Annotated in this window: 23 protein-coding genes; 6 read left to right on the top strand and 17 right to left on the bottom strand. The window is 72.6% G+C overall.

Going from position 1 to position 22,611, the window contains the following annotated elements:
* Positions 1–21 precede the first annotated feature (21 nt).
* Positions 22–555, top strand: a complete 534-nt coding sequence (locus tag OP18_RS45835; protein ID WP_033366050.1) for a hypothetical protein — start codon at positions 22–24, stop codon at positions 553–555.
* Here OP18_RS45835 and OP18_RS45830 read toward each other — a convergent pair.
* From OP18_RS45830 to OP18_RS45795, 9 genes are all read right to left on the bottom strand, one after another.
* Positions 545–1,135, bottom strand: a complete 591-nt coding sequence (locus OP18_RS45830; RefSeq protein WP_052388347.1) for an MOSC domain-containing protein — start codon at positions 1,133–1,135, stop codon at positions 545–547. The genes OP18_RS45835 and OP18_RS45830 overlap by 11 nt on opposite strands.
* Before the next feature lie 66 nt (positions 1,136–1,201).
* A complete protein-coding gene (locus OP18_RS45825) occupies positions 1,202–2,074 on the bottom strand; it encodes a dioxygenase family protein (RefSeq protein WP_052388340.1) in 873 nt (290 codons plus the stop codon).
* 63 nt (positions 2,075–2,137) lie between these two features.
* On the bottom strand, positions 2,138–2,314 hold the full coding sequence (locus OP18_RS58255; RefSeq protein ID WP_156090251.1) for a hypothetical protein: 177 nt from the start codon (positions 2,312–2,314) through the stop codon (positions 2,138–2,140).
* Positions 2,315–2,447: 133 nt separating this feature from the next.
* Positions 2,448–3,110 carry a phosphotransferase gene (locus tag OP18_RS45820; RefSeq protein WP_033366044.1) on the bottom strand — a complete coding sequence of 221 codons (663 nt, stop codon included), beginning with the start codon at positions 3,108–3,110 and terminating at the stop codon, positions 2,448–2,450.
* A 23-nt stretch (positions 3,111–3,133) separates the two neighbouring features.
* Positions 3,134–3,751, bottom strand: coding sequence for a response regulator transcription factor (locus OP18_RS45815; RefSeq protein WP_245635762.1), 618 nt, complete (start codon positions 3,749–3,751; stop codon positions 3,134–3,136).
* A 12-nt stretch (positions 3,752–3,763) separates the two neighbouring features.
* The gene (locus tag OP18_RS45810; RefSeq protein WP_052388339.1) at positions 3,764–5,194 is read right to left on the bottom strand and encodes a cation:dicarboxylate symporter family transporter; all 1,431 of its coding nucleotides are present in this window, start codon (positions 5,192–5,194) and stop codon (positions 3,764–3,766) included.
* Between the two features lie 51 nt (positions 5,195–5,245).
* The gene (locus tag OP18_RS45805; RefSeq protein ID WP_052388338.1) at positions 5,246–6,055 is read right to left on the bottom strand and encodes a M20/M25/M40 family metallo-hydrolase; all 810 of its coding nucleotides are present in this window, start codon (positions 6,053–6,055) and stop codon (positions 5,246–5,248) included.
* 231 nt (positions 6,056–6,286) lie between these two features.
* Positions 6,287–6,823 (bottom strand): hypothetical protein, encoded by a 537-nt coding sequence (locus OP18_RS45800; protein ID WP_063745764.1) that lies wholly within the window; start codon positions 6,821–6,823, stop codon positions 6,287–6,289.
* 117 nt (positions 6,824–6,940) lie between these two features.
* Positions 6,941–7,507: a hypothetical protein gene (locus tag OP18_RS45795; protein WP_052388337.1), complete on the bottom strand. Its 567-nt coding sequence runs from the start codon at positions 7,505–7,507 to the stop codon at positions 6,941–6,943.
* Between the two features lie 145 nt (positions 7,508–7,652).
* On the opposite strand from OP18_RS45795, the gene OP18_RS45790 reads away from it, so the two are divergent.
* Both OP18_RS45790 and OP18_RS45785 read left to right on the top strand, forming a co-directional pair.
* Positions 7,653–8,003 (top strand): ankyrin repeat domain-containing protein, encoded by a 351-nt coding sequence (locus tag OP18_RS45790; RefSeq protein WP_389254081.1) that lies wholly within the window; start codon positions 7,653–7,655, stop codon positions 8,001–8,003.
* Positions 8,000–8,206: an RNA-binding S4 domain-containing protein gene (locus OP18_RS45785; RefSeq protein ID WP_033366038.1), complete on the top strand. Its 207-nt coding sequence runs from the start codon at positions 8,000–8,002 to the stop codon at positions 8,204–8,206. The genes OP18_RS45790 and OP18_RS45785 overlap by 4 nt, the downstream gene beginning before the upstream one ends.
* Before the next feature lie 26 nt (positions 8,207–8,232).
* On the opposite strand, the gene OP18_RS45780 is transcribed toward OP18_RS45785, so the two are convergent.
* The 4 genes from OP18_RS45780 to OP18_RS45765 all read right to left on the bottom strand — a co-directional run bounded on the left by OP18_RS45780 (position 8,233) and on the right by OP18_RS45765 (position 11,830).
* Positions 8,233–9,192, bottom strand: a complete 960-nt coding sequence (locus OP18_RS45780; RefSeq protein ID WP_033366037.1) for an acetylxylan esterase — start codon at positions 9,190–9,192, stop codon at positions 8,233–8,235.
* 177 nt (positions 9,193–9,369) lie between these two features.
* Entirely contained in the window at positions 9,370–10,137 is a 768-nt protein-coding gene (locus tag OP18_RS45775; protein ID WP_033366034.1) for a carbohydrate-binding protein, read from the bottom strand.
* Positions 10,138–10,161: 24 nt separating this feature from the next.
* Positions 10,162–10,761, bottom strand: coding sequence for a hypothetical protein (locus OP18_RS45770; protein WP_033366032.1), 600 nt, complete (start codon positions 10,759–10,761; stop codon positions 10,162–10,164).
* 64 nt (positions 10,762–10,825) lie between these two features.
* Positions 10,826–11,830 carry a LacI family DNA-binding transcriptional regulator gene (locus OP18_RS45765; protein ID WP_033366029.1) on the bottom strand — a complete coding sequence of 335 codons (1,005 nt, stop codon included), beginning with the start codon at positions 11,828–11,830 and terminating at the stop codon, positions 10,826–10,828.
* 305 nt (positions 11,831–12,135) lie between these two features.
* On the opposite strand from OP18_RS45765, the gene OP18_RS45760 reads away from it, so the two are divergent.
* Together OP18_RS45760 and ctaD are read left to right on the top strand one after the other, a co-directional pair.
* Positions 12,136–12,438 carry a hypothetical protein gene (locus tag OP18_RS45760; protein ID WP_156090250.1) on the top strand — a complete coding sequence of 101 codons (303 nt, stop codon included), beginning with the start codon at positions 12,136–12,138 and terminating at the stop codon, positions 12,436–12,438.
* Between the two features lie 139 nt (positions 12,439–12,577).
* Positions 12,578–14,314, top strand: coding sequence for an aa3-type cytochrome oxidase subunit I (gene ctaD / locus OP18_RS45755; RefSeq protein WP_033366025.1), 1,737 nt, complete (start codon positions 12,578–12,580; stop codon positions 14,312–14,314).
* A gap of 1,552 nt (positions 14,315–15,866) precedes the next feature.
* Here ctaD and OP18_RS56290 read toward each other — a convergent pair.
* From OP18_RS56290 to OP18_RS45735, 4 genes are all read right to left on the bottom strand, one after another.
* Positions 15,867–16,244, bottom strand: coding sequence for an STAS domain-containing protein (locus tag OP18_RS56290; RefSeq protein ID WP_033366021.1), 378 nt, complete (start codon positions 16,242–16,244; stop codon positions 15,867–15,869).
* Positions 16,245–16,457: 213 nt separating this feature from the next.
* A complete protein-coding gene (locus OP18_RS45745; RefSeq protein WP_033366019.1) occupies positions 16,458–17,030 on the bottom strand; it encodes an isochorismatase family protein in 573 nt (190 codons plus the stop codon).
* Positions 17,027–18,313, bottom strand: coding sequence for a nicotinate phosphoribosyltransferase (locus tag OP18_RS45740; RefSeq protein ID WP_389254062.1), 1,287 nt, complete (start codon positions 18,311–18,313; stop codon positions 17,027–17,029). Before OP18_RS45740 ends, OP18_RS45745 begins: the two co-directional genes overlap by 4 nt.
* A 14-nt stretch (positions 18,314–18,327) precedes the next feature.
* The gene (locus OP18_RS45735; protein WP_033366013.1) at positions 18,328–20,952 is read right to left on the bottom strand and encodes a LuxR C-terminal-related transcriptional regulator; all 2,625 of its coding nucleotides are present in this window, start codon (positions 20,950–20,952) and stop codon (positions 18,328–18,330) included.
* Positions 20,953–21,112: 160 nt separating this feature from the next.
* On the opposite strand from OP18_RS45735, the gene OP18_RS45730 reads away from it, so the two are divergent.
* Positions 21,113–22,606, top strand: a complete 1,494-nt coding sequence (locus tag OP18_RS45730; protein WP_162189915.1) for a P-loop NTPase family protein — start codon at positions 21,113–21,115, stop codon at positions 22,604–22,606.
* Positions 22,607–22,611 lie beyond the last annotated feature (5 nt).

The following is a 22,611-nucleotide window of genomic DNA, read 5'->3' as shown; positions in this document are numbered from 1 at the left end:
GCGGCGGTCTAATCTCTGGGCATGCTTGCCTGGGGTGTCGATTTCACCGCCGCCGAACTGCGGACCGGGGTCCGGCAGACCGACGGGTTCACCTGTGGACCCACCGTCGCCATGGTGGCGTCGGCGCTGCTGGACCCCGCGTACGCCGACGGCGTCGCCGACTACGGCGCCGAGCAGCACCGCATCCACGCAGCCGCGAACCGGATCTGGCCGCGCAAGCTCGGCACCACCCCGTGGGGCGTCGCCGCGACCATCACCGCGCACGCCGCCGAGCTCGGCACCCGGTACGGCTGGCGGCTCTTCCGCGGCCGCCGGGACCACCTCGCCGACGTGTGCGCCGCGGTGGACACCGGCTGGCCGGTCGCGATGCTCGTCGGCAAGGGCGTGCCGCGGCACTGGGTGCTGATCACCGCGCACCCGCAGGAGACCGTGCTGCGCTGCTTCGAGCCGGGATCCGGGCAGGTGCGGGAGGTCGCGATCGAGGAGATCCAGCAGCACCGGATCCCGCGGCTGGGCTTCCCCCGGGCGTACGCCCTGGTGCTGCCTACCGGCTGATCCTGGCCCGCACCTTCTCCTTGGTGCGCTCGGGCAGCTCGTCCGCGGCCAGCAGCCGCGGCAGCAGCTCCGGCTCGGCCGTGAGCGCCCGGAACGCCAACCCGATCGTCACGTCGTGCGCCGGGCTGTGCACCACCTCGACCGGGTCGCCGGCCCGGATCGAGCCGGTGCGCAGCACGCGCAGGTAGGCGCCGGGCTCCGCCCGCTCGGTGAAGCGGCGCATCCAGCCGGCCTCGCCGAGCCAGGCCGCGAACGTGCGGCACGGGATCCGCGGCGAGGCCACCTCCAGCAGCACCTCGCCGCCGACGCGCCAGCGCTCGCCGATCCGGGCGCCGGTGACGTCCAGCCCGGACGTGGTCAGGTTCTCCCCGAAGATCCCGCCGGACAGCTCCCGGCCGAGCTCGGCCGCCCACCGGTCGAGGTCTTCCCGCGCGTACGCGTAGACCGCCTTGTCCGGGCCGCCGTGCACGCGGACGTCGCACACCACGTCGCCGGCGATCCCGGTCGGCGCGGTGCCCTCCGGACCGGGCACCAGCACGAGGACCGGGCCGTCGACGGGGCGCTTGTCGATGCCGGTCATCGGGACGCTGGAGTGCTCGGTCGGGGTCGGGGTGCCGGCGTTGACGGAGATCAAGTAGGCCACGGGCTAGACGGTAGCGTCCGCCTGCACCGATCGTTTCGACAGGCCCATGAAGTAGCCGTCAATCACCGAGCCGGCAGGCGCGTCGGGCCGGTCGGCGGCGCCGAGCGTGACGAACAGCGGCGTGTAGTGCTCGGCCGTCGGGTGGGCGAACGGCATGCCCGGCGCCTGGCTCGCGTACCTGGACAGGGTGTCGACGTCGCCCTTGGCGAGCGCCTCGGCGGCCCAGGCGTCGAAGTCGGTGGACCAGCCGGGCGGGCCGCCGGCGCCGAGCCAGTGCTCGCGACGCAGGAACGGCAGGCCGTGCGTCATGAACCCGGAGCCGATGACGAGCACGCCCTCCTCGCGCAGCGGGCGCAGCCGCCGGCCCAGCTCCAGCAGCCGGTCCGGGTCGTGGGTCGGCAGGCTCAGCTGCAGCACGGGGACGTCGCCGAGCGGGTACATCACCATCAGCGGCACCCAGGCGCCGTGGTCGAGGCCGCGGCTGCGGTGCTCGTGCACCGGCTCGGAGTCCGGCATCGCGGCGGCGACCCGCCGGGCGAGGTCGGACGCGTCGGGGGTGGCGTACCGCAACTGGTAGAAGTGCGGGGCGAACCCGCCGAAGTCGTAGACCAGCGGGGTGCCGGCCGCTGAGCTGGAAAGGCTCAGCGGCGCGGACTCCCAGTGGGCACTGACGATGAGGACGGCCTTCGGCTTGGGCAGGCCGGCGGCCCAGTCGAACAGCTCCCGCATCCACGGGCCGTCCTCCAGCAGCGGCGGTGCGCCGTGGCTGAGGTAGATGCTGGGCAGGGCGCCGTCTTCGGGCGTCCAGATGCGCTGATCCCGGCTGGCCGGGATCGCGGTGGCGAGGTGTCGGTCCAGCTCGGGCAGTGGTGTCATGCATCGAATGTAGCAAGTAGTTGAGCGCTCAACAATATACGTGTGGTCGAGGTCTCCGGCGCTCTAGGGTGCGGTCGCCGTCTCGGCGGCGCGGAGCAGGGCCTCGGCGACCGCGGGGGTCTCCTCGGCGCCGTACACGAGCAGCAGCTGCCGGTCGGGGCCGCCGCGGCCGTCGGTCGCGGTGGCGTGCTCGACCACGACGCGGGTGGTGCTCAACTGGTCGCCGACGGCGACGTCCATCTCGGCGACGCCGATGTCGACCTGCCGGACGAAGAGTTCCGGCGCGGGCGCGGTCAGTGGTGGGCGCGGTCAGTGGTGGGCGCGGTCAGTGGTGGGCGCGGTCAGTGGTGGGCGCGGTCAGTGGTGGGCGCGGTCAGTGGTGGGCGCGGCAGATGGTGGTGACGAGGATCGCCGCCTCGTGCAGGTGCGACTGCTCCGCCGGGGTCAGCGCCGGGTCGGCGGCCCGGCGGCGCACCGCGGCCTCCAGCTGGGACAGCGGGTTGTCGCGGGTGCACGACAGCAGCACGTCGAGGAACACCTCGGCCTGCTCCGCGAACGCGTGCCCCGGCTCGATCGCGACCTGGGCGACGATCAGGGCGCTCATCGCCACGTCCAGCTCCGGCGGCCCCTCGGTGCTGTTGCGCCAGTCGATGACGACCGGTCCGCCCTCGGTCATCACCACGTTCTCCGGGTGCAGGTCGAGGTGCAGGATCCGGGTGCCGGGGTCCTTCGCGGCGCGCACGCGGACCTTGTGCAGCCGCTCGAGCAGGTCCGCCAGGACGGTCCCGCCGTCGCGGAGGTCGAGCGAGCCGTCGGCGAGGGCCTGCAGCATCGTCGGGCCGTCCAGCCGCTCCAGGATCAGGTCGGCGCCGCTCGCCTCGTACACGCGCGGGACCGGGTAACCGTGGTCGGCGACATACCGCATGACGGACGCCTCCGCGGTCACGTCGCCGCCGAGCCGGTAGCGCCGCAGCACCCGCCGCTCGTCGAGCGCGTAGACATCCGCGTCGCGACCGCTCGCCAGAAGTGCCGTCATGCGACCACCCTACTGGTTGCTCCTTACAACCAACCGTTCTCGTCGGCGAGACGTACCGCCTCGGCCCGGGTCCTGGCGCCGGTCTTGCCGATCGCCGACGACAGATGGTTGCGCACCGTGCCCTCGGACAGGCCGAGCTGCCCGGCGACGTCGGCGGCCGTGCCGCCTTCCCGGGCCGCGCGCAGCACGTCGGCCTCCCGCGGGGTCAGCGGGCTGTCGCCGCTGGCGAGGGTCTCCGCGGCCAGGGTCGGGTCGACCACCCGCAGCCCGGCGGCGATGCGCCGCACGGCGTCGGCGAGCTGCCGCGCCGGGGTGTCCTTGACCACGAAGCCGGACGCCCCGGCCGCCATCGCCCGGCGCAGGTATCCCGGCCGGCCGAACGTGGTCACCATCAGCACCTTGCAGCCCGGCATCGCCTTGCGCAGCGCGGCGGCCGCGGTGATGCCGTCGATGCCGGGCATCTCCACGTCGAGCAGGGCCACGTCGGGCCGGTGCTCGCGGGCCGCCGCGACGACCTCGTCGCCGCGCCCGACCTCGGCCACCACCGTCAGGTCGGGCTCCAGGTCCAGCAGCGCGGCGAGGGCGCCGCGGACGAGTGCCTGGTCGTCGGCGATCAGCAGCCGGATGGGCGTCGAGCTCACCAAGGGATGCTGTCACACGCGCTTCGGCGCCCCCGCCCGCGCGTCGCCACCCGGCGCGCCGCCGGCGACCGCCGCGCCGGCCGGCGCCGCGGTGTCCGGCCCGCCGGCATCCGGGCCGTCCCCGTCAGCGGCGTCGGCCCGGTTGGCGGCCGCGTCCTCCTCGTCGCTGTCGGGCAGCATGCTGCGCTCGTCGAACGGGTCGCCGCCGTCGAGCACCAGCGCCGCCCGGCCCCGGTCCAGCTCGCCGGACCACGCGCCGACCAGCAGCGTCGCGACCGCGTTGCCGGCGAAGTTGGTCAGCGCCCGGGCCTCGGACATGAACCGGTCGATGCCCACGATCAGCCCGACCCCGTCGGCGAGCGCCGGCCGGTGCGCCTGCAGGCCGCCGGCCAGGGTCGCCAGGCCCGCGCCGGTCACTCCGGCCGCGCCCTTCGACGCCACGATCATGAACACCAGCAGCGACACCTGCTGCGCGAGCGACAGCGGCTGGTTGAGCGCGTCGGCGATGAACAGCGACGCCATCGTCAGGTAGATCGCCGTGCCGTCGAGGTTGAACGAGTACCCGGTCGGCACCGTGATCCCGACCACCGCCCGGGACACCCCCGCGTGCTCCATCTTCGCGATCAGCCGCGGCAGCGCCGACTCCGACGAGGAGGTCGAGAGGATGAGCAGGAACTCCCGGGCGAGGTACCGCAGCAGCTTGAGCAGGTTCAGCCCGGTGACGATCCGCAGCAGCGGGCCCAGGACGAGCAGCACGAAGATCAGGCAGGTGGCGTAGAAGCCGAGCATGATCTGCGCCAGGCCGGCGAGGGCCTTCCAGCCGGTCGCGCCGACCACGGCCGCGATCGCGCCGAACGCGCCGACCGGCGCCACCCACATGATCATCGCCAGGATCCGGAACACCAGCCGTTGCAGCAGGGAGACGCCGCGCAGGACGCGGTCGCCGTACGGCATCGTCTGCACCGCGAAGCCGACCAGGAGCGCGACGAGCAGGGTCTGCAGCACCGACCCGCTGGTCAGCGACGAGAACAGGGTGGCGGGGATGACGCTGAGGAGGAACTCGACGGTGCCCTTCGGCGCCGAGCCCGCGGCCTTGTCCCCGGCCGCCCGGGCGGCGTCGGTGAGGTCGAGACCGGCACCCGGGTGGATCAGGTTGCCGACCAGCAGGCCGATCGCCAGGGCGACGGTCGACATCACCAGGAAGTAGCCCAGCGCGAGCCCACCGACCCGGCCGACCTTCGCCGCCTGGCGGATCGAGCCGATGCCCAGCACGATCGTGCAGAAGATGATCGGGCTGATCATCATCTTGATCAGGTTGACGAAGCCGTCACCGATGGGTTTGAGCTCCTTGGCGGCGTCCGGCCAGAGCAGCCCCACGGCGATGCCGGCGGCCACGGCGACGATCACCGCCAGGTACAGGTATCGGGTCTTGTCGCGCTCCATGCCCGACCCATGCCCAGACGGCAGTGATCTGAATCACTATCTTGCCGGGGTTCAGCCGGCCAGGCGGGTGACGGTCCGGACGGCGGCGGCGGTCACCTTGGCCGCGAAGTCCAGGTCGAGCCGGTCGAGGGTGTCGGTCGCCTCGTGGTACTCCGGGACGCGGAACTCGGCGGTGTCGGTGACCAGCAGCGACCGGCGCCCGGTCGACCAGTACGGCACGTGGTCGCTGCGCAGCACGACCTCCATCGCCTCGGTCGGCATGACCAGCGGGAACGTCGGCAGGTGCGGGCCGGCGGCGGACGCGAACGCGTCGGCGAGGCCGGCCGAGGCGGTGTCGGCGATCAGCGCGATGAAGTCGCCGACCGTCGGCGGGTCCAGCAGGAACGACGGCGCCGACTGCGTCGCGGACGTCCGCCCGATCATCTCGAACACGATCGACTCGGTGTCGGGGGTGATCTGCCGGACGTGGGCGGTGCTGCCCCGGAACCCGTCCTCCTCGCCGCCGAACAGGCAGAAGCGGATCGTGCGGGCCGGCAGGTCCAGGTCGCGCAGCGCCCGGGCGGCCTCCAGGACGCCGGCCACGCCGCTGGCGTTGTCGTCGGCGCCGGGGGTGCCCTCCACGGTGTCCCAGTGCGCCACCAGCTCGACCGCGTCGTCGGACGTGCCGCCCTCGATCTCCGCGACGAGGTTCACGTCGTGCAGCTCGCCGCCATACCGCTCGACCCGCACCACCAGGCCCAGCCCGCTGAGCTCGTCGGTGATGTACCGCAGCGCGGCGGGCACGCCGGGCAGGTCGCCGCAGCGCGGCCCGTGCGCGACGAGGGCGGCGACATGGCCGCGCAGACGGTCGGCGGAGATCATGCGCACCAGGATATGGAACAGCCCCCGAGGTTCCTGCGCTGGCTGCGCGCGGGCCGGCTGGACTGACACCGGAAAGCCTCGGGGGCTGGGAAACTGCCTCGTATTCGCCGTGCCGCCATCCGGGCGGCCGCACGAAATGCGAGTCCAGAGGACGGCGGCTAGCGGACAGTCACCTCACGAGTCCCATTGCTACACAACGTTGGACCACCTCCTTTCCCGTGTACGACCAACCTAGCCACGGCCGCCGAGGGTCGGCAACGCTTTTTCGGGAGCAAGCTGGTTGTCGTCCTGCCGCTCCTCCCGCTCCAGGCGCTTGACCAGCCGCCGGACGACGAGCAGCGGCACGATGCCGAACACGCCGAAGGAGATGTCCAGCACCGTCCACCAGCCGGGGATGCCCCGCACCGGCCCGGCGAACAGCGCCAGCGGCACCACGCCGACGCACGCGATCATCCCGAACTCGATCACCCAGATGTTGCGCACCGGGTCCCGCAGCGGCCCCCAGAACGCGACGGCGATCACCAGGTGCGCGAAGGCCAGCCAGTCGGTGCCGTACATGATGAACGGATAGCGGTCGTTGGTCTCCGTGATGCCCTGGTCGACCCGGTCGATCCACGCGACGAGGGCGTCGGGCGCGGCGCCGGAGCGGTCGAGCAGCGACCGCAGCCAGTGCACCTCGTGCTCCAGGGGGAACGCGGTCACGCCGCTGGCCACCAGGCCGATGAGGAAGAGTACGAGCCAGACGCGGATCTTGCGCCGTGTGGTCATGCCCGCAGCGTAGGACCCTCCGGAGCGGCGCAGCGGCCCTCGTCACGAGATCCGCACAACACGGCGGCGCCGGCTCCCAAGGGGGGTGGAGCCGGCGCCGCCGCGGTGCGGAGGGGTTCAGTACCCGCCGTTGCCGCTGTCCCCGGTCACGGCCTGGGCCTTCTTCCCCTCGGGCGTGAAGGCGAACCACACGCCGCCCACGCCCTGGCCCTTGGTCTCGCCGACCTTCGTGTCGCCGGCGAACCGGTACGCGGGCCAGCTGTTGATGGTCAGCTGCAGCGCGCCGTCGCTGCGGGTGACCTTGCCGATCAGCTTCTGGTCGACGCCTTCGATCTTCATGTTCTCGACGTACGGGACGTAGGGCCACTTGGTCAGGCAGTCCGCCTCGCAGTTGGACTTCGGCGGCTTCGGGGTGTCCTTCTCGAAGCGGTACAGGGTCCAGCCCTTCCAGTCGGTCACCACCTTGCCGAGCGTGGCGTCCTCGTGGACCTTCACCCCGGTCACGCTCGCGGCGGCCGACGGCTGCGCGGCGGCGCTGGTCTGCGCGGCGGCGGCCTCGGTGCCGTCGGCCGCCGCGGGCGCCTGCGCGGCCTGGCCCTGCTTGGTCAGGTCGATCGAGTCGCAGGCGCTCAGCGACAGGGCGGCCGCGGCGGCCACCGCGATGGTCAGGACGAGCTTGCGCATGTTCGGGTCTCCTTGTTCGCAGCGTTGCCCGGTGACACGGCGGGCGGCGGGTGCGGGTTCGGCGCCCGGCGGTCGGCTGCCCGACAGCTACGCTGCTGGCGTGAGTGAACCGATCGACGCCGACGTCCTCGACTTCGCGCACCGCATGTTCGACCTGGCCCGCGCGGGCGACGCCGGCGAGCTGGCGGCCAGCGTCGACGCCGGGCTGCCGGTGAACCTGACCAACGACAAGGGCGACACGCTGCTGATCCTGGCCGCGTACCACGACCATCCGCCGGTGGTCGAGGCGCTGCTGGCCCGCGGCGCGGACGCCGGCCGGGTCAACGACCGGGGCCAGACCGCGCTCGCCGCGGCCGTCTTCCGCCGGTCGGAGGCGTCGGTGCGGGCGCTGCTGGCGGCCGGCGCGGACCCCGCCGCGGGCGCCCAGTCGGCGCTGGACACGGCCCGCTTCTTCAACCTGCCCGAGATGCTGACGCTGCTGGAGCATGCCCGATGAGAGACGTCCAGATCCGTGGGGACATGATCCGGCTGGGTCAGTTCCTGAAGCTCGCCGACGTGCTGGAGACCGGCGGGGAGGGCAAGGACCTCATCGCCTACGGCGAGGTGACCGTCAACGGCGAGGTCGACACCCGCCGCGGCCGGCAGCTGCACCGCGGCGACGTCGTGGAGACCCTCGGCCAGTCACTGCGCGTGGCCTGACCCCGCCTGCCCGGCCGGACGCCGGCTCAGCGGCCCAGCAGGGTGTTGGCGAAGGTGACCGAGCGGGCGGAGAAGTGGCCCTGGCCGCCGTCGTGGCCGTCCCACTCGTACAGCTCCAGCTCCTTCGGGCCGCGCAGCGCGTGGTACGCCGCGAACACCGTCGACGGCGGGCACGTCAGGTCCATCAGGGCCGCCGACAGCAGCGCCGGGGCCGTGACGCGGGCGGCGAAGTGCACCCCGTCCACGTAGTCCACGGTGGACAGGGCGCGGGCGGCCCGGGCCGGGTCCAGCCGGCAGAAGGCGGCGAACTCGGCGTAGGGCGTCCGGTCGGTGATCGTCACCGCGCGGCGGATGTCGCACAGGAACGGCACGCCCGCCACGACGCCGTCGACCTCGGTCAGGCCGGCCGCGGCGAGGGCCAGGCCGCCACCCTGGCTGATCCCGCTGACCAGCACCTGCGACGCGAACGGCAGCGCCCGGGCGGTCTCCACGGCCCGCGCCGCGTCGGTGATCAGGCGGCGGTAGTAGTACGTCTTCGGGTCCAGCACGCCGCGGGTCAGGAAGCCCGGCGACTGCGGCCCCGAGCCGTCCGGGTCCGGGGTGTCGCCGGCCCGCCAGCCGCCGCCCTGGCCGCGCGTGTCCATCACCAGGTGCGCGTACCCGGCCGCGGACCAGAGCAGCCAGTCGTGCGGGAAGCCGCGGCCGCCGCCGTACCCGATGAACTCCACGACGACCGGGAGCGGGCCCTCGGCGCCGGCGGGACGGTTGAGCCACGCCTTGACCGGCTGGCCGCCGAACCCGGTGAACGTCACGTCGGTGGTGTCGACCGCCCGCAGACCGGTGTCGACCGGGGTCAGGACGGCCGGCGCGGCCAGCTCGCGCGCCTCGTCGAGGGTCGCGGCCCAGAACGCGTCGAAGTCGGCGGGCTCGGGCGTCGCGCAGCGGTACTGCCGCAGCTCGGCGAGGGGCAGGTCGAAGAACGCCATGGCGGCGACCCTATTACCAGGAACTTCCCAGCGCGATTACGGGTGCGACTCAGGTCCGCCCCGCAGTATTTGGGATGTGACCGGCGCCGGACAAAACCGGAAGCCTCCCTGGATGGTCCACCCGGCGCACGGTCACGCCAAACGTTGCACATCAACATGTTGCCGCGGCTGGGGTGGTCAGCGGGGGGCAACGGTGATGCGATCGAGGTCGGGGCACCATCTGCCGGTGGTGTTCCCGGCCTCGATCGTGTTCTGGCCCGCCTCGAGGCGCACGGTGAGCGTGACGGTCGCGACCCGGTCCCACGCGCCGCTGGACGGGAAACGGACCTGCTGCCAGTTGCCGCGCCCGGCGCGCAGCCAGCAGGAGCGGTCCTCGGTGGACAGGTAGCCGACGGTGAGCGTGACCTCGCCGGCCCGCTGGGCGGTGACGCCCGTGAACGTCAGGGTCCGGTTGTTGCCGATGCCGGTGACGGCCCGGCCGCCGGAGGCGGTCGAGACCTCCCGCACGGTCATCTGGCTGGGCCTGCGGTTCGCCGCCGCCTCCGCCTCGATGGATGTCGCCGCGGTACCGGTGGCGCTCGGCGAGCCGGGCGCCGACGGCGAACTTTGGGCCGGCGCCGGCGCGGACACGGACGTGGACGGCGCGGCGGACGCGGCCGGTGACGCCGACGGCGACGCGCTGTGGCCCGGCCTGGGACCGGCGGAACCGGCGGGGCTCGCCGGCCCGGTCGTGGCGGCAGTGGCGGCCCGGCCGGTCGGCACGAGGGGGCCCGGCGGCTCGGCCGACAGGCGGTCCTCCGGCTGCGGGGCGCCGCCGGTCAGGACCCGCAGCAGCACGACCACCAGCGCGACGACGACGAGCACCGCGGCGAACACGAAGCGTGGCTGACCGTCGATGCCGGCCCTGCGCTTCCCGGTGTACGCGGGCGGGCCCACCTCGATCATGCCCGGCACGCTAGCGGGTTCGTGTCAGGAGGACCACTGCGCGTCGGGAGCCCGACCGGCGGCTACCGGTACACAGGCGGAAACAGCGACCTCGATCGAGGTGAGGTGGGCCAGCCCGGCCGGCACGGGGTCCCAGCCGGGCCCGGCCGCGGCGAACCGGGTGCCCGGGAACCGGTCGGCGAGGGCGAGCAGCGAGGCCGGGTCGGCGGTGCCCGGCTGCTGCGACCACACGATCGCGGTGCCGGGCACCGTGCGCCGCACCGCGGCCCGCAGCGCGCTCCACGGCACCTCCGCGCCGAGCAGGAAGGTGCCGATGCGCCGCTCGAACAGGGCCGCGGCCAGGGCGCGCAGCGGCAGCGAGTGTGCCTCGCGGGGCGCGCACGCCAGCAGGACGTGGTTGGTCCTGATGTCGTCGTGGCGCGGCGCGCTGACGAGGTCCAGACCGTGTGCGACGCCCTGGCTCAGCGCGTGCTCGACGGCGACGTCCCCTGTCACCTCGTGCAGCGCCGGGACGCACACCCCGGTCCAGACCTCCATCACGCCACGCGCCTCCATCAGCTCCCGGACGGTGCGCGCGACCGTGCCGGTGTCCAAGGACCGGGCCGCCTCCAGTAGCTGTCGCATACCCTTCTGTTCGTCGGCGCGGCACCGTTTGGATGCACGCCGGCCGTGGCCCGCTGCGGGCCGGTCATGCCGACTGCCGCCGCACCAGGGTCGTGGGCAGCACCGGGGACGCCTCCGGCTGCTCGCCGTTCATGAGCGCGAGCAGCTGGCGGGCCGCCGCGGCGCCGATCTCCTCGACCGGTTGCTTGATCGTGGTGAGCGGCGGCTGGGTGAACGCCGCGAGCGGCAGGTCGTCGAAGCCGATGACGGCGACGTCCTCCGGCACCCGCCGCCCCGCCTGCCGCAGCGCGTGCAGCGCCCCGACGGCCATCAGGTCCGACGCGGCGAACACCGCGTCGAGGGTCGGCCGGTGGTCCAGCAGCCGCGTCATGGCGTGCACGCCGGCCGGCCGGGTGAAGTCGCCGTAGGCGATCGGGCCCGGCTCCAGCCCGGCCCGCTCCAGGCCCTCCCGGAACCCGGCCAGCCGGTCGACGCCCGCGGACACGTCCGGCGGGCCGGCGATCGTGACGATGCGCCGGCGGCCGGTGCGGGCCAGGTGCTCGACGGCCTGCCGGGCGCCGCCGCGGTTGTCCGCGTCGACATACGGCAGGGTGCTGGTCTGCAGCGGCCGGCCGATGAGCGTGACCGGCACGCCGAGCGCCGGCAGCGTCACGACCAGGGGATGGCTGCTGCGGCAGTAGATCAGCAGGACCCCGTCGATGTGGCCGCTGCTGAGGTACCGCTGCAGTGACGCCGGTCGTTCCCCGGCGGCGAGCAGCATGGGCATGTCCCGCTCGGCGAACGCCGCACTGGCGCCGGCGAGGACACGGGAGTAGAACGGATCGGCGAACAGTCGTGCGTTGGGCTCGCAGACCACGGCGGCGACCGAGCGGGGGCGACGGTCGACGGCGCGGGCGGCGCGCTGTCGGACGTAGCCGAGCCGGTCAACGGCGTCACGGACCTGCTGGCGGGCGGTGGGGCTGACTCGGGCGGAGCCGTTGAGCACGCGGGAGGCGGTGGCGGAAGATACACCGGCGAGCGCGGCGACGTGGGCAAGGGTGGGGTGTTCGGCAGCGGCGGTAATCGACATCGCGACCTCCTCGGATAGCAAGGCGTCGATTTTGGGAGCGCTTCCATACCGGAGCGTCATACACGGTTTCCGTACTGTCAACACGAGATTGCGGCCAGGTTTCGCTACCGGGGTTTCGACTGTAAATTTCACCGGCCGTCACGCCGCCGGGGGCTCTGGCGTGACCTGCGTGGATCTCCTAGCCTGGCGATGCGCCGACGCGCCGCCACCCCGAAGGTCGTTTCGTCCGGTTTCGCGAGCGTCGGTCCTGTCCGGTGCTATCTGGGAGATTCGCGATGCGTGACTGGATTGCCGTTATCATCACTGTGCTCGGAGTGCTGCTCGTGCTCGCCGGCGCGACCTTGATCCTCCTGCGGGCGCTGCCGGTCCGCACCCCGGCGCCGGCCGTCGCGGACCCGGCCGCCGCCGATCCGGCCGAGGCCGTCACGCAGGTGGTGCCCGAGACGGTGCCGGTCTCGACGCGGATCGCGGGGGCGTGGAAGTCGCCGACACCGGCGGACCGGTTGATCTTCTGGGGGATCGTGCTTCTGGTCCTCGCCGCGATCGCGGCCGGCGCCATCACGTTCAACCTCGGCGCGGCGGGCGGCTCGGCGCCTGCCACTCGCTAGGTCTTGTGCCCCCAGCGATTTTGTGTCGGACCGGGAGACTATTCTGCCTCCGAGGTGACGTGTTGATCGCGCCGTTGATCGGGCGGGCACCTCGCGGAGCTGGCTCGCCAGCGGGTTCAACAGCCTCAGGAGGCCTTTCGTGACCACCGTTGCACCAAAGCCGATCGTCACCAGGCCTTGGCCGGTGCATCAGCCGGTCAAGGGCTCGGCGTTCGCTCGGCTGTTGCGCACGACGGACGCCAAGCAGATCGGGTTGATGTATCTCACGACGTCGTTCGTGTTCTTCCTGATCGGCGGCTTCATGGCGCTGCTCATGCGCGCCGAGCTGGCCCGCCCCGGGCTGCAGTTCCTCTCCCCGGAGCAGTACAACCAGCTGTTCACGATGCACGGCACGATCATGCTGCTGTTCTTCGCGACGCCGATCGTGTTCGCCTTCGCGAACTACATCACGCCGCTGCAGATCGGCGCGCCGGACGTCTCGTTCCCCCGGCTGAACTCGTTCGCCTACTGGCTCTACGCGTTCGGCGGCTCGATCACGCTGATCGGCTTCATCACCCCGGGCGGCGCCGCCGACTTCGGCTGGTTCGCCTACGCCCCGCTCAACAGCATCATCCACTCGCCCGGCGTCGGCGCCGACCTGTGGATCGTCGGCCTGGTCCTGTCCGGCCTCGGCACCATCCTCGGTGCCGTCAACATGATCACCACGATCCTGACGCTGCGCGCGCCCGGCATGACGATGTTCCGCATGCCGATGTTCACGTGGAACATCCTGGTCACCAGCGTCCTGGTCATCATGGTCTTCCCGATCCTGGCCGCCGCGCTGCTGGCCCTGGAGGCCGACCGCCGCCTCGGTGCGCACGTGTACGACGCCGAGACCGGCGGCGCGATGCTCTGGCAGCACCTGTTCTGGTTCTTCGGCCACCCCGAGGTCTACATCGTGGCGCTGCCGTTCTTCGGCATCATCACGGAGGTCATCCCGGTCTTCAGCCGCAAGCCGGTCTTCGGCTACAAGGGCCTCGTCGGCGCGACCATCGCGATCGGCGCCCTGTCGATGAGCGTGTGGGCGCACCACATGTTCGCGACCGGCCAGGTCCTCATGCCGTTCTTCTCGTTCCTGAGCTTCGTCATCGCCGTGCCGACCGGCATGAAGTTCTTCAACTGGATCGGCACCATGTGGCGGGGCCAGATCACCTTCGAGACACCGATGCTCTTCGCCATCGGCTTCCTGGTGACCTTCCTCTTCGGCGGCCTCTCCGGCGTCCTGCTCGCCAGCCCGCCGATCGACTTCCACGTGTCCGACACGTACTTCGTGGTCGCCCACTTCCACTACGTGCTGTTCGGCACGATCGTGTTCGCCGTATACGCCGGCGTCTACTTCTGGTTCCCGAAGATGACCGGCCGCATGCTCGACGAGCGCCTCGGCAAGGTCCACTTCTGGCTCACCACGATCGGCTTCCACACCACGTTCCTGGTGCAGCACTGGCTCGGCACGCAGGGCATGCCCCGCCGCTACGCCGACTACCTGCAGTCCGACGGCTTCACCACGCTCAACACGATCTCGACCATCGGCTCGTTCATCACCGGCCTCTCCACGCTGCCCTTCCTCTGGAACGTGTGGAAGTCCTACAAGACCGGCCGCGTCGTCGAGGTCAACGACCCGTGGGGCCACGGCATGTCGCTGGAGTGGGCCACCTCGTGCCCGCCCCCGCTGCGCAACTTCGACAGCATGCCCCGCATCCGCTCGGAGCGCCCGGCCTTCGACGCCCGCTTCCCGGCCCACGCGCCCGGCCACTCCCTGGACGCCCCGCCGCCCGGCGGTGCCCGCCCCCTCAGCCACGAGGCGGACGGCGGCGCCACCTACGAGGAGCAGCGCTAACCCCGCCGCCTCCGGGCCTGGTTCGACCACCGGCAGCCCCGACCACCGCAGCCGCTCCGCGGCCGCCGTGGCCGGGGCTGCTCCCTGTCCGGGGCTGTCGTGGCTGTTCTTGACGAAGAGCTCGGCGCCGCCGGCCGTGGCGGACGCTGTTCACGCCCGGAGCGTCCGTGCTGCTGGTGTGTGGTGGGTGCTGTTGACGACCAGGGCGTCCGTGCTGCCGGCGTGTGGCGGGCGCTGTTGACGACCAGGGCGTCTGCGCTGCCGGCGTGTGGCGGGCGCTGTTGACGACCAGGGCGTCCGTGCTGCTGGTATGTGGCGGGCGCTGTTGACGCCCAGGGCGTCCGTGCTGCTGGTATGTGGTGGGTGCTGTTGACGACCAGGGCGTCCGTGCTGCCGGCGTGTGGTGGGTGCTGTTGACGCCCAGGGCGTCCGTGCTGCCGGCGTGTGGCGGGCGCTGTGGTTGACCTGGAGCGTCGGTGCTGCCGGTTCGCGCGCCGGGCCGTTTCCTGGACGCCCTCGCCGCCGGGTGTGCCCGTGTGCCAGCCGGGAGGCCGACGGGAGGCGCCATCTCCGAGGAGCGGAGCCAACTCCGCCGCCTCGGGGCCGGCCCGACCACTGGCAGCTCGGACCGTCGCAATCCCCGGCCGGCGGCGGCCGTGTTCGGGTTCGTTCTTGACGGGGGCGTCGGCGTTGCCGGCGGTGGCCGGGGATGCTCTTGGCTCGCCGCGCGGCGTGGTTGGCCGCGGCCGGCGTCGTTCCTGACCTGAGGCGTCGGCTCTGCCACGCCACGCGCCCGGCTGTTTCCTCGACGCCCCGCCGCGGGGTGGTCCCGCCGTCTCGGCCTGTTGCCGTCGGGCCTGGGCGCTCGTTCAACGGCTGCCGTCAGCGCTGTCGAGGACCTCGGCGCTCTGCCGCCATGTGGGCGACGCCGCTGGGCGCAGCATGATGTTTCAAGGTCAGCGGGGCGCAGGCCGCCGTAGTCGCCTCTGCCGTCCCAACGGGCCCGGTTGTCACCCCAGGCGCAGTGGGCGGCGTTCGGCCGTCGTCGGGCCTTGCAGCGGCCGTAGAGGGGGTCGCTGGCCATCGGGGGCGGAGCCGCCAGCGGGGGAGTGGTGCGGTGGAGCGGGGTGCCGGATTTGTCGCCCTTGTTCCGTTCTGGCGCTCCCGTTTGTTCGGGTCCAGCGCTCCCGGCGCGACAAGGCGGCGGCGCAGTCCGCAGCGGTCATCCACGGCGGTCCCGGCGCCGTCCGGAAGCCGGCGGACGGTCCCAGCGCGCGGTCCCGCCGGGCGGTCGCCGAGGTGGTCAAAAACGCACCATTGTCCGTATCGGGCGCGGCAATCCCGAGGCCCGTGGTGGCGACGGCGAGTAACTGGAGAAGAGATGATTCACGCGGACGGGTGAATCGCCGCAACGTAGACGAATCGCCCACGAGCGGACGGCAGTCGAGTGGTCACGCAGTGCGACAGGAGCGGAGCGGAAGTGGTGCGGACTGCAAGCGGTGGACCTTGGACGTGCGGGTTCCAAGGTCCACGCCGCTTGTGCTGGTCAGGGTCAGGCGGGCTGGATGACGGTGCGCTCGCGGGGTTGCGGGAGCCGGCCTGAGACGGTGCCCGGCGGGATCGGGACACCGAGGACGTCGCTGACGCCGACCACCGCGAACAGTCGCGCGATGAACGGGTTAGGGCGGCGGATGTGCAGCTTGACGCCCATGCTGTGGCAGATGCGCTTGGCGACCACGAGGGTGCCGATGCCGGTGGAGTCGAGGAACGTGACGCCGGCGAGGTCGATGATGAGTGTGTCGATGTTGCCGTCGAGCACTGAACTCACCGCTGTGCGGAGCTCCTGAGCGGTCTCATAGTCGATTTCGCCGCTCAGGCTCAGCGCTGCTTCTCGCTGATCTGCAGGGCGGGTATCGATCGACAACTTCACGTGACCCTCCTGGTGCTGAGCCGTCCACCATGGACGACCCTTCGAGGTCCCGCAAGCGTAGCGAAGTCTCATCTTTTTCGCCACGCTCCGTGTAGGTGGTCCTTACGTTGTGACGTGAGGAGTTCTCACATCGGGTGCGGAACCGCTTGCCGGGATGACGGTACACGTCGCTTGTTACACGGCAAGTCCAGATACGTGCCATCCGCCGGATGGTCAGCTTGTCGCCACGACCGGTTCACCGACGAGCGTGACACCTGCCGCGCGCAGCTCGGCCAGGGCGGCGTCCACCGTGGGCCGGGCAACCCCCGCCGTGAGGTCCAGCAGCACGGATGTAACAAATCCCGCGCGCTTGGCATCGATGGCGGTCGCTCGCACGCAGTGGTCGGTGGCGATGCCGACCACGTCGACGTCGGTGACGGAGCGGGCGCGCAGCCACGACGCGAGATCGACGCCGGACGAGGAACCCTGGAAGCCGGAGTACGCCGCCTCGTACTCGCCCTTGGTGAACACGGCCTCGACCCGGGACACGTCCAGTGACGGGTGCAGGTCGACGCCGCCGGTGCCGACCACGCAGTGCACGGGCCAGGTGGACACGTAGTCGGGCGTCTCGGCGAAGTGCGTGCCGGGGTTGATGTGGTGGTCCTGGGTGGCCACGACGTGGTCCCACGACCCGCCGGCCACCGCGGCGGAGATCGCCGCGGCGACGGACGCGCCGCCGCCGACGGCCAGGGAGCCGCCCTCGCAGAAGTCGTTCTGGACGTCGACGATGATCAAAGCGCGCGTCATGCGGAGCCCCCAAGCATCTGGACGGGAACCGCCGGGTCACCGGCGGACAGCTTGAGCCCCTCCCAGGGGATGGAGATGAGGCACTGGCGCAGGTGCTCGCGGGAGGCGGCCAGGTCGGGCAGGTCGGGCACCACGTCGCCGCCACGGACGAAGGCCCGCTGCAGGGCGCGGTCGTTCGCCTCGGGCGCCGGGGCGCCCATGGACACCACGATCTCCTCGGTGGCGGTGCCGGTCGGCTTGTGCCGGCGCACGGCGGTCTTGCGGCCGCCGACGGTGCCCTTGTTCTCGGAGCGCTTGACCACCGGGCGGCCGTCGACCTCGACCAGCTTGTAGACCAGGCCGGCGGTCGGGGCGCCGGAGCCGACGACGACCGCGGTGCCGGCACCGTACGCGTCGACGGGCTCGGCGGCCAGGGCGGCGATCGCGTACTCGTCCAGGTCGCCGGAGACGATGATCTGGGTCTCGGTCGCGCCGAGGGAGTCCAGCAGGGCCCGTGAGTGCGCGGCGAGCACGGACAGGTCGCCCGAGTCGATGCGCACGGCGCGCAGGTCCGGGCCGGCGACGGCGATCGCGTTGCGGATGCCCTGGGCGATGTCGTAGGTGTCCACCAGCAGCGTGGTCTGCTTGCCGAGGGTCGCGACCTGCGAGGCGAACGCCGCCTGCTCGGTGTCGTGCAGCAGCGTGAAGGCGTGCGCGGCGGTGCCGGTGGTCGGGATGCCGTAGCGCCGGCCGGCCTCCAGGTTGGAGGTGTACGCGAAGCCGGCCAGGTAGGCGGCGCGCGCCGCGGCGACCGCGGCCTCCTCGTGGGTGCGGCGGGAGCCCATCTCGATCACCGCGCGGCCGCGGGCGGCGGTGACCATGCGGGCGGCGCCGGCGGCGATCGCGCTGTCGTGGTTGAGGATCGACAGGATCAGCGTCTCCAGCACCACGCACTCGGCGAAGGTGCCGCTGACGGTGAGGATCGGCGAGCCGGGGAAGAACAGCTCACCCTCGGCGTAGCCGTCGATGTCGCCGGTGAAGCGGTACCGCTCCAGCCACTCGGCCGTCTCCGGCGCCACGATCCCGCGGCCGACCAGGAACTCGATGTCCTCGGGCGAGAATCGGAACGACCGCAGGTGCTCCATGAGCCGCCCGGTGCCCGCGACGACGCCGTAGCGCCGGCCGGTGGGCAGGCGGCGGGCGAACACCTCGAAGACGCAGCTGCGCGACGCCGTCCCGTCGCGCAGCGCCGCCGACAGCATCGTCAGCTCGTAGTGGTCGGTCAGCAGCGAGCTCGTGATCACGCCGCCCAGCCTATTCATTCCTCGGGCGGCAGGGAGCGCAGGGCCGCGGCCAGTTCTGCGCGCCCGGTCACACCGAGCTTGGCGTAGACCCGCATGAGGTGGTTGTCGACGGTACGGGAGGACAGGTACAGCTGGTCCGCGATCTCCTTCGACGGCACGCCGGCGGCGGCCAGCCGGGCGATCTGCCGCTCCCGGCCGGTGAGCATCGGCTGCGGCACGACCAGCGCGGGCGTGGCTGCGGTCGGGCAGAGCGTCCGCAGCTCGGCGAGGCGCTGCGCGGCCCGCGGCGTCTGCGGCGAGCGGATCCCCCGCAGCAGGGTGACGGCGCCGGCGGCGGCCTCCGCGGCGTACAGGTTGAGCTCCTGGTCGGCGAGTTCCTCGGCGACCGCGAGCAGGCTCCCGCCGTCCTCTCCGGCGATCGCCCGCACGTGCCAGGCCATCGCCGGGGCGATGCGGCCCTCGACGGTGTGCGACAGCGCGTCCAGCCGGTCGCAGACCTCGGCGGCGAAGCCCAGCCGGCCCAGGTGGTACAGCGCGGACATCTCGTGCGCGGCGAACCCGTCGCTGCGGGTGCGCGCCGCGAGCAGCCGCAGCACCTCCGCGGCGGTCGCGATGTCCCCGGCGGCGACCGCGACCCAGGCCCGGGCCTCCTCCAGCCAGGGGTACAGCACCTCCATCGAGCGGTAGTGCGACGCCTCGGAGACCGCGAACGCCTCCGCGGCGGTCGCCGCGTCCCCGGCCAGGGCGGCGGCGTGCGCCCGCTCGGCGTGCGCGAGCGCGACGAAGACCTTGCCGGTGGCCAGGGCCGCGCAGGCCTGCGACGCGGCCCGGGCCGCCTCGGTGAGCCGCCCTCGCAGGCGGGCCGCCTGGGCGCGGACGATCTGCAGGTATCCGGAGCCCATGTTGAAGTTGCCGGCGTCGGCCATGCCGGCGAACTCGGCGGCCACGATCGCGTCGACGGCCTCCAGATCGGCGGCGAGGATCATGGCCGTGCCGCGGGCCAGCTCGATGCCGAGCTGGAAGTACGGCAGCTCGACCCGCCACTGCGCGGCCTCGGCGTCGACCGCGGCCAACGCCTTGACGGTCTGCACCGGGGTGCCGCGCATGGCCTGCAGCTGGGCCATGTTGCTGCGGGCGAGGGCCCGCGGGCCGGGGGCGCTGGCGGCGCTGTCGAGGACCTGGCGGGCGAGGGTGAGCGCCTGGGCGTTGTCGCCGCGGTGCAGCCGCATCGTCGACTCCACGGCCAGCACCAGGGAGCGTTCGCGCAGGTCGCTCAGCTCGTGCGCGCGGCGGTCGATGTCGTCGACGGTGTCCGGGTCGCCGAGACCCCACTGGGCGGTGATGTGCCGGATGGCGAGCCACCGGCTGCGCTGGGACTCCTCGACGGTCTGGTCCTTGTTGGCGTCGAGGATCGCGACGGCCTCCTCCGGCATGTTGACGAACATGAGGATGGTGGCGAGGGTCTCCGCGGCGTCGAACCCGCCGCCGGCGGCGAGGGCGGCCTTGCCCAACCGCATCGCCAGAGCCATGTCGTAGGTGGCGAACGCGAGCCGGCACGCCGTCAGCAGCTGCTGCGGGTCGCGGGCGGTGTCGCTGTCCAGCCGCCAGACGGCGACGCGGAGCAGGTCGTCGCGGCGCCGGGCACCGCTGCTCTCCACGAGCGTGGCCAGGTCGGCCAGCAGCCGGCGGACCCGGGTGACCGGGCAGCGGCGGCGCACGACCTCGCCGTACAGGGGATGCGCGAGGCGGACCGTGGTGCGCCGGTCCTCCACGACCACCCGGATCAGCTGCCGCTCCTCGGCCGTCTCCACGGTGTTGAGGTCGGTGGCGCTGACCAGCAGCGGCAGCCCGATCGGCTCACCGAACGCGACCAGCTCCAGCACGGCGCGTTCCTGCGGGGTGAGCTTGCCGATGCGGGCGTCCACGACCTCGGTCAGCGTCGGGGCGAGGTCGACCTTGCCCGTCCAGCGCTGCATGCCGTAGCTCTCGATGATCTCGCCGCTGGCGTGCGCGGCGATGACCAGCTCGCGCAGCAGCAGCGCGTTGCCCTGCGACAGCTGCTGCAGCCGGTCGACGGAGGCCGAGTCGACCGGCCCGCCGAGCACCTGCTGCAGCAGGTCGGAGGTCTCCTGCAGGGTCAGCGGGGTGAGCTCGATCCGCTCGACCAGGTCGTCCTTCCACAGGGCGCTGATCGGATCGTGCACCGGCTCGCCGGTGCGCACGGTGCCGATGACCGTCGCGTTCTCGGAACGGGCGACGTAATAGACGAGCGCGGCGGACAGCGGGTCGAGCAGATGAGCGTCGTCGATGGCAACGACGATCGGCCGGCCCGCGGCCTGGCGGTGCAGCGCGTCGACGGCCCACCGCAGCAGGCCGGCCGGCGAGCCGCCCGCCGGCTGGTCCGGCGGCAGCACCTGGGCCAGCCCGCCCAGCGGCAGCCCGGCCGTGGCAGCGTTCGCCGTGGCCGTCCAGACGGCGAGTCTGTCCTGGTCAAGAGCGTTGACGCCCTCGCGAAGCAATCGGCTCTTGCCGATGCCTGGCGGGCCGCCCAGAATTAAGCCGCGACCGGTTGAGCCGGTGGCTGCCTCGGAGAGACGGACCAGTTCAGCGTTTCGACCGACAAAGCTCCAGGGGGGCACCGTCGCAGCATATCGACAGGTCGATTACTGCGCGTACCCGCCGATGTGCGAACTTGAGTAGTGCGTTTGGACGCAGTTGAGTAGCCGGAGCACTGCCTCCGTAAGTGTCCGTTCACGTAGCGTTCCGATGCTTACCCGGCCGTGCACAAGGAGGTCGCACATGGGGTCTGGGATCATGCAGGCGCCGCTGATCGATCTGACAGTCACGACGCCCGGGGGTCCAGTGTCCGCCATCCCGGTCCGCGGCAGCAGGAGCCACCGCCAGCCCGAGGACCGCTCCGCACCGGGTGCCCGCAGCTACGCGGTGATCGCCGGCTCGCCCCGCAGCGGCAAGACCGCCCTGCTCAACGCTCTGATCCGGCGCGCCGAGCCGGCCCCGGACGGCGACGCGTGGCTGGTCTACCGCTACGGCGACAAGCCCGAGACGCACGCGTTCGTCCCCGGACACCGGGAGCCGCGCGCCGTCGCCGGCAGGTACGTGCCCGCCCAGCGCGAACCGCGGCCCGGCCCGGTCCGCCCGGCCCGGCGCATCGAGATCACCCACGCGGCGAGCCTGCTGCGGCGCGTCGCGCTGGTCGACACGCCCGGCAGCGGGGGCCTGGACGCCGCCAATGCCGAGATCATCCTCGACGCCGCCGAGCGGGGCCTCGGGCTGCTGTTCGTCGTCGACGCCGCCGCGCCTCTCGCCCGCGCCGACCTGGACCTGCTCGCCGCCGCCGCGGACCGCGTCGAGCGGGTCGCGTTCGTGCTGACCCGCATCGACCAGCACGACGGCTGGCCCGAGATGCTGGTGGCCAACCGGGCGCTGCTCGCCTCGCGCGGCCAGATGCTGTCCGCCGCGCCCTGGTTCCCGGTGTCGCTGGAGCCCGGCGCGGTCTTCGGCGTCGCCGAGCTGCGCCATGAGCTGGAGACCTGGGCCGAGTCGCGGCCCGCGCCGGCCGGGGTCGCCGCGGCGACCGTCTCCCGCGCCGGCGACGAGTGGCAGGAGCTGCTCGAGCGCGAGATCGCCGCGCGCCGGGTGGCCGCCGTCCAGCGGGTCTCGATCGACCTGGCCAGGATCCACGTGCGGTGCGTGCAGGAGCTCGGCTCCGGCGACGGCTGCCCGGCGCTGCCGCACGTGCTCGACCGCGAGCTGCACGCGCTGTCCGTGCGCACCACCCGCCAGCTGCACGCCGACACCCACGAGGTGATCGCGGCGGTCTTCACCGAGCTGCTGGACACCGCGCCCGACGCGGTGGTCCTGGCCAGGGTGGCCGCCGCGGCCCGCCGCGCGGTGGACTCGCTGCGCGAGGACGACCGCGACCGCGACCACGCCCTGCTGCTGACCGCCACGTCGGCGGTGGCCACGGTGGCCGGCGCGACCGCCGTCGACAACCTCTCCGCGGTGGGTGGCGCCGAGCCCGCCGACCAGGTGCTGCCGTCGCTGGGCATCGCCCTCAACGCCAGCTGCTACGCGCTGTGGCAGCCGAAGGTCGCCCCTGGCGGCCCGCCCAAGCACGCCGACAAGAAGGACTGTCGCCGCTGGCTGCAGCACGCGTTGCGGGAGATCGAGGTCGAGGTGGGTCACGAGCTGGGCGAGCGCTACGCCGCGCTGCGCCAGGCGCTGGTCATCATCGGTGGGGACGCGGTCGACCATGGCGTGCTGCTCGCTTGATGGCA

The organism is Dactylosporangium aurantiacum (assembly GCF_000716715.1).
In the GTDB taxonomy this organism is placed as follows: Bacteria; Actinomycetota; Actinomycetes; order Mycobacteriales; family Micromonosporaceae; genus Dactylosporangium; species Dactylosporangium aurantiacum.
This window is presented reverse-complemented; position numbering and strand designations above follow the sequence as displayed.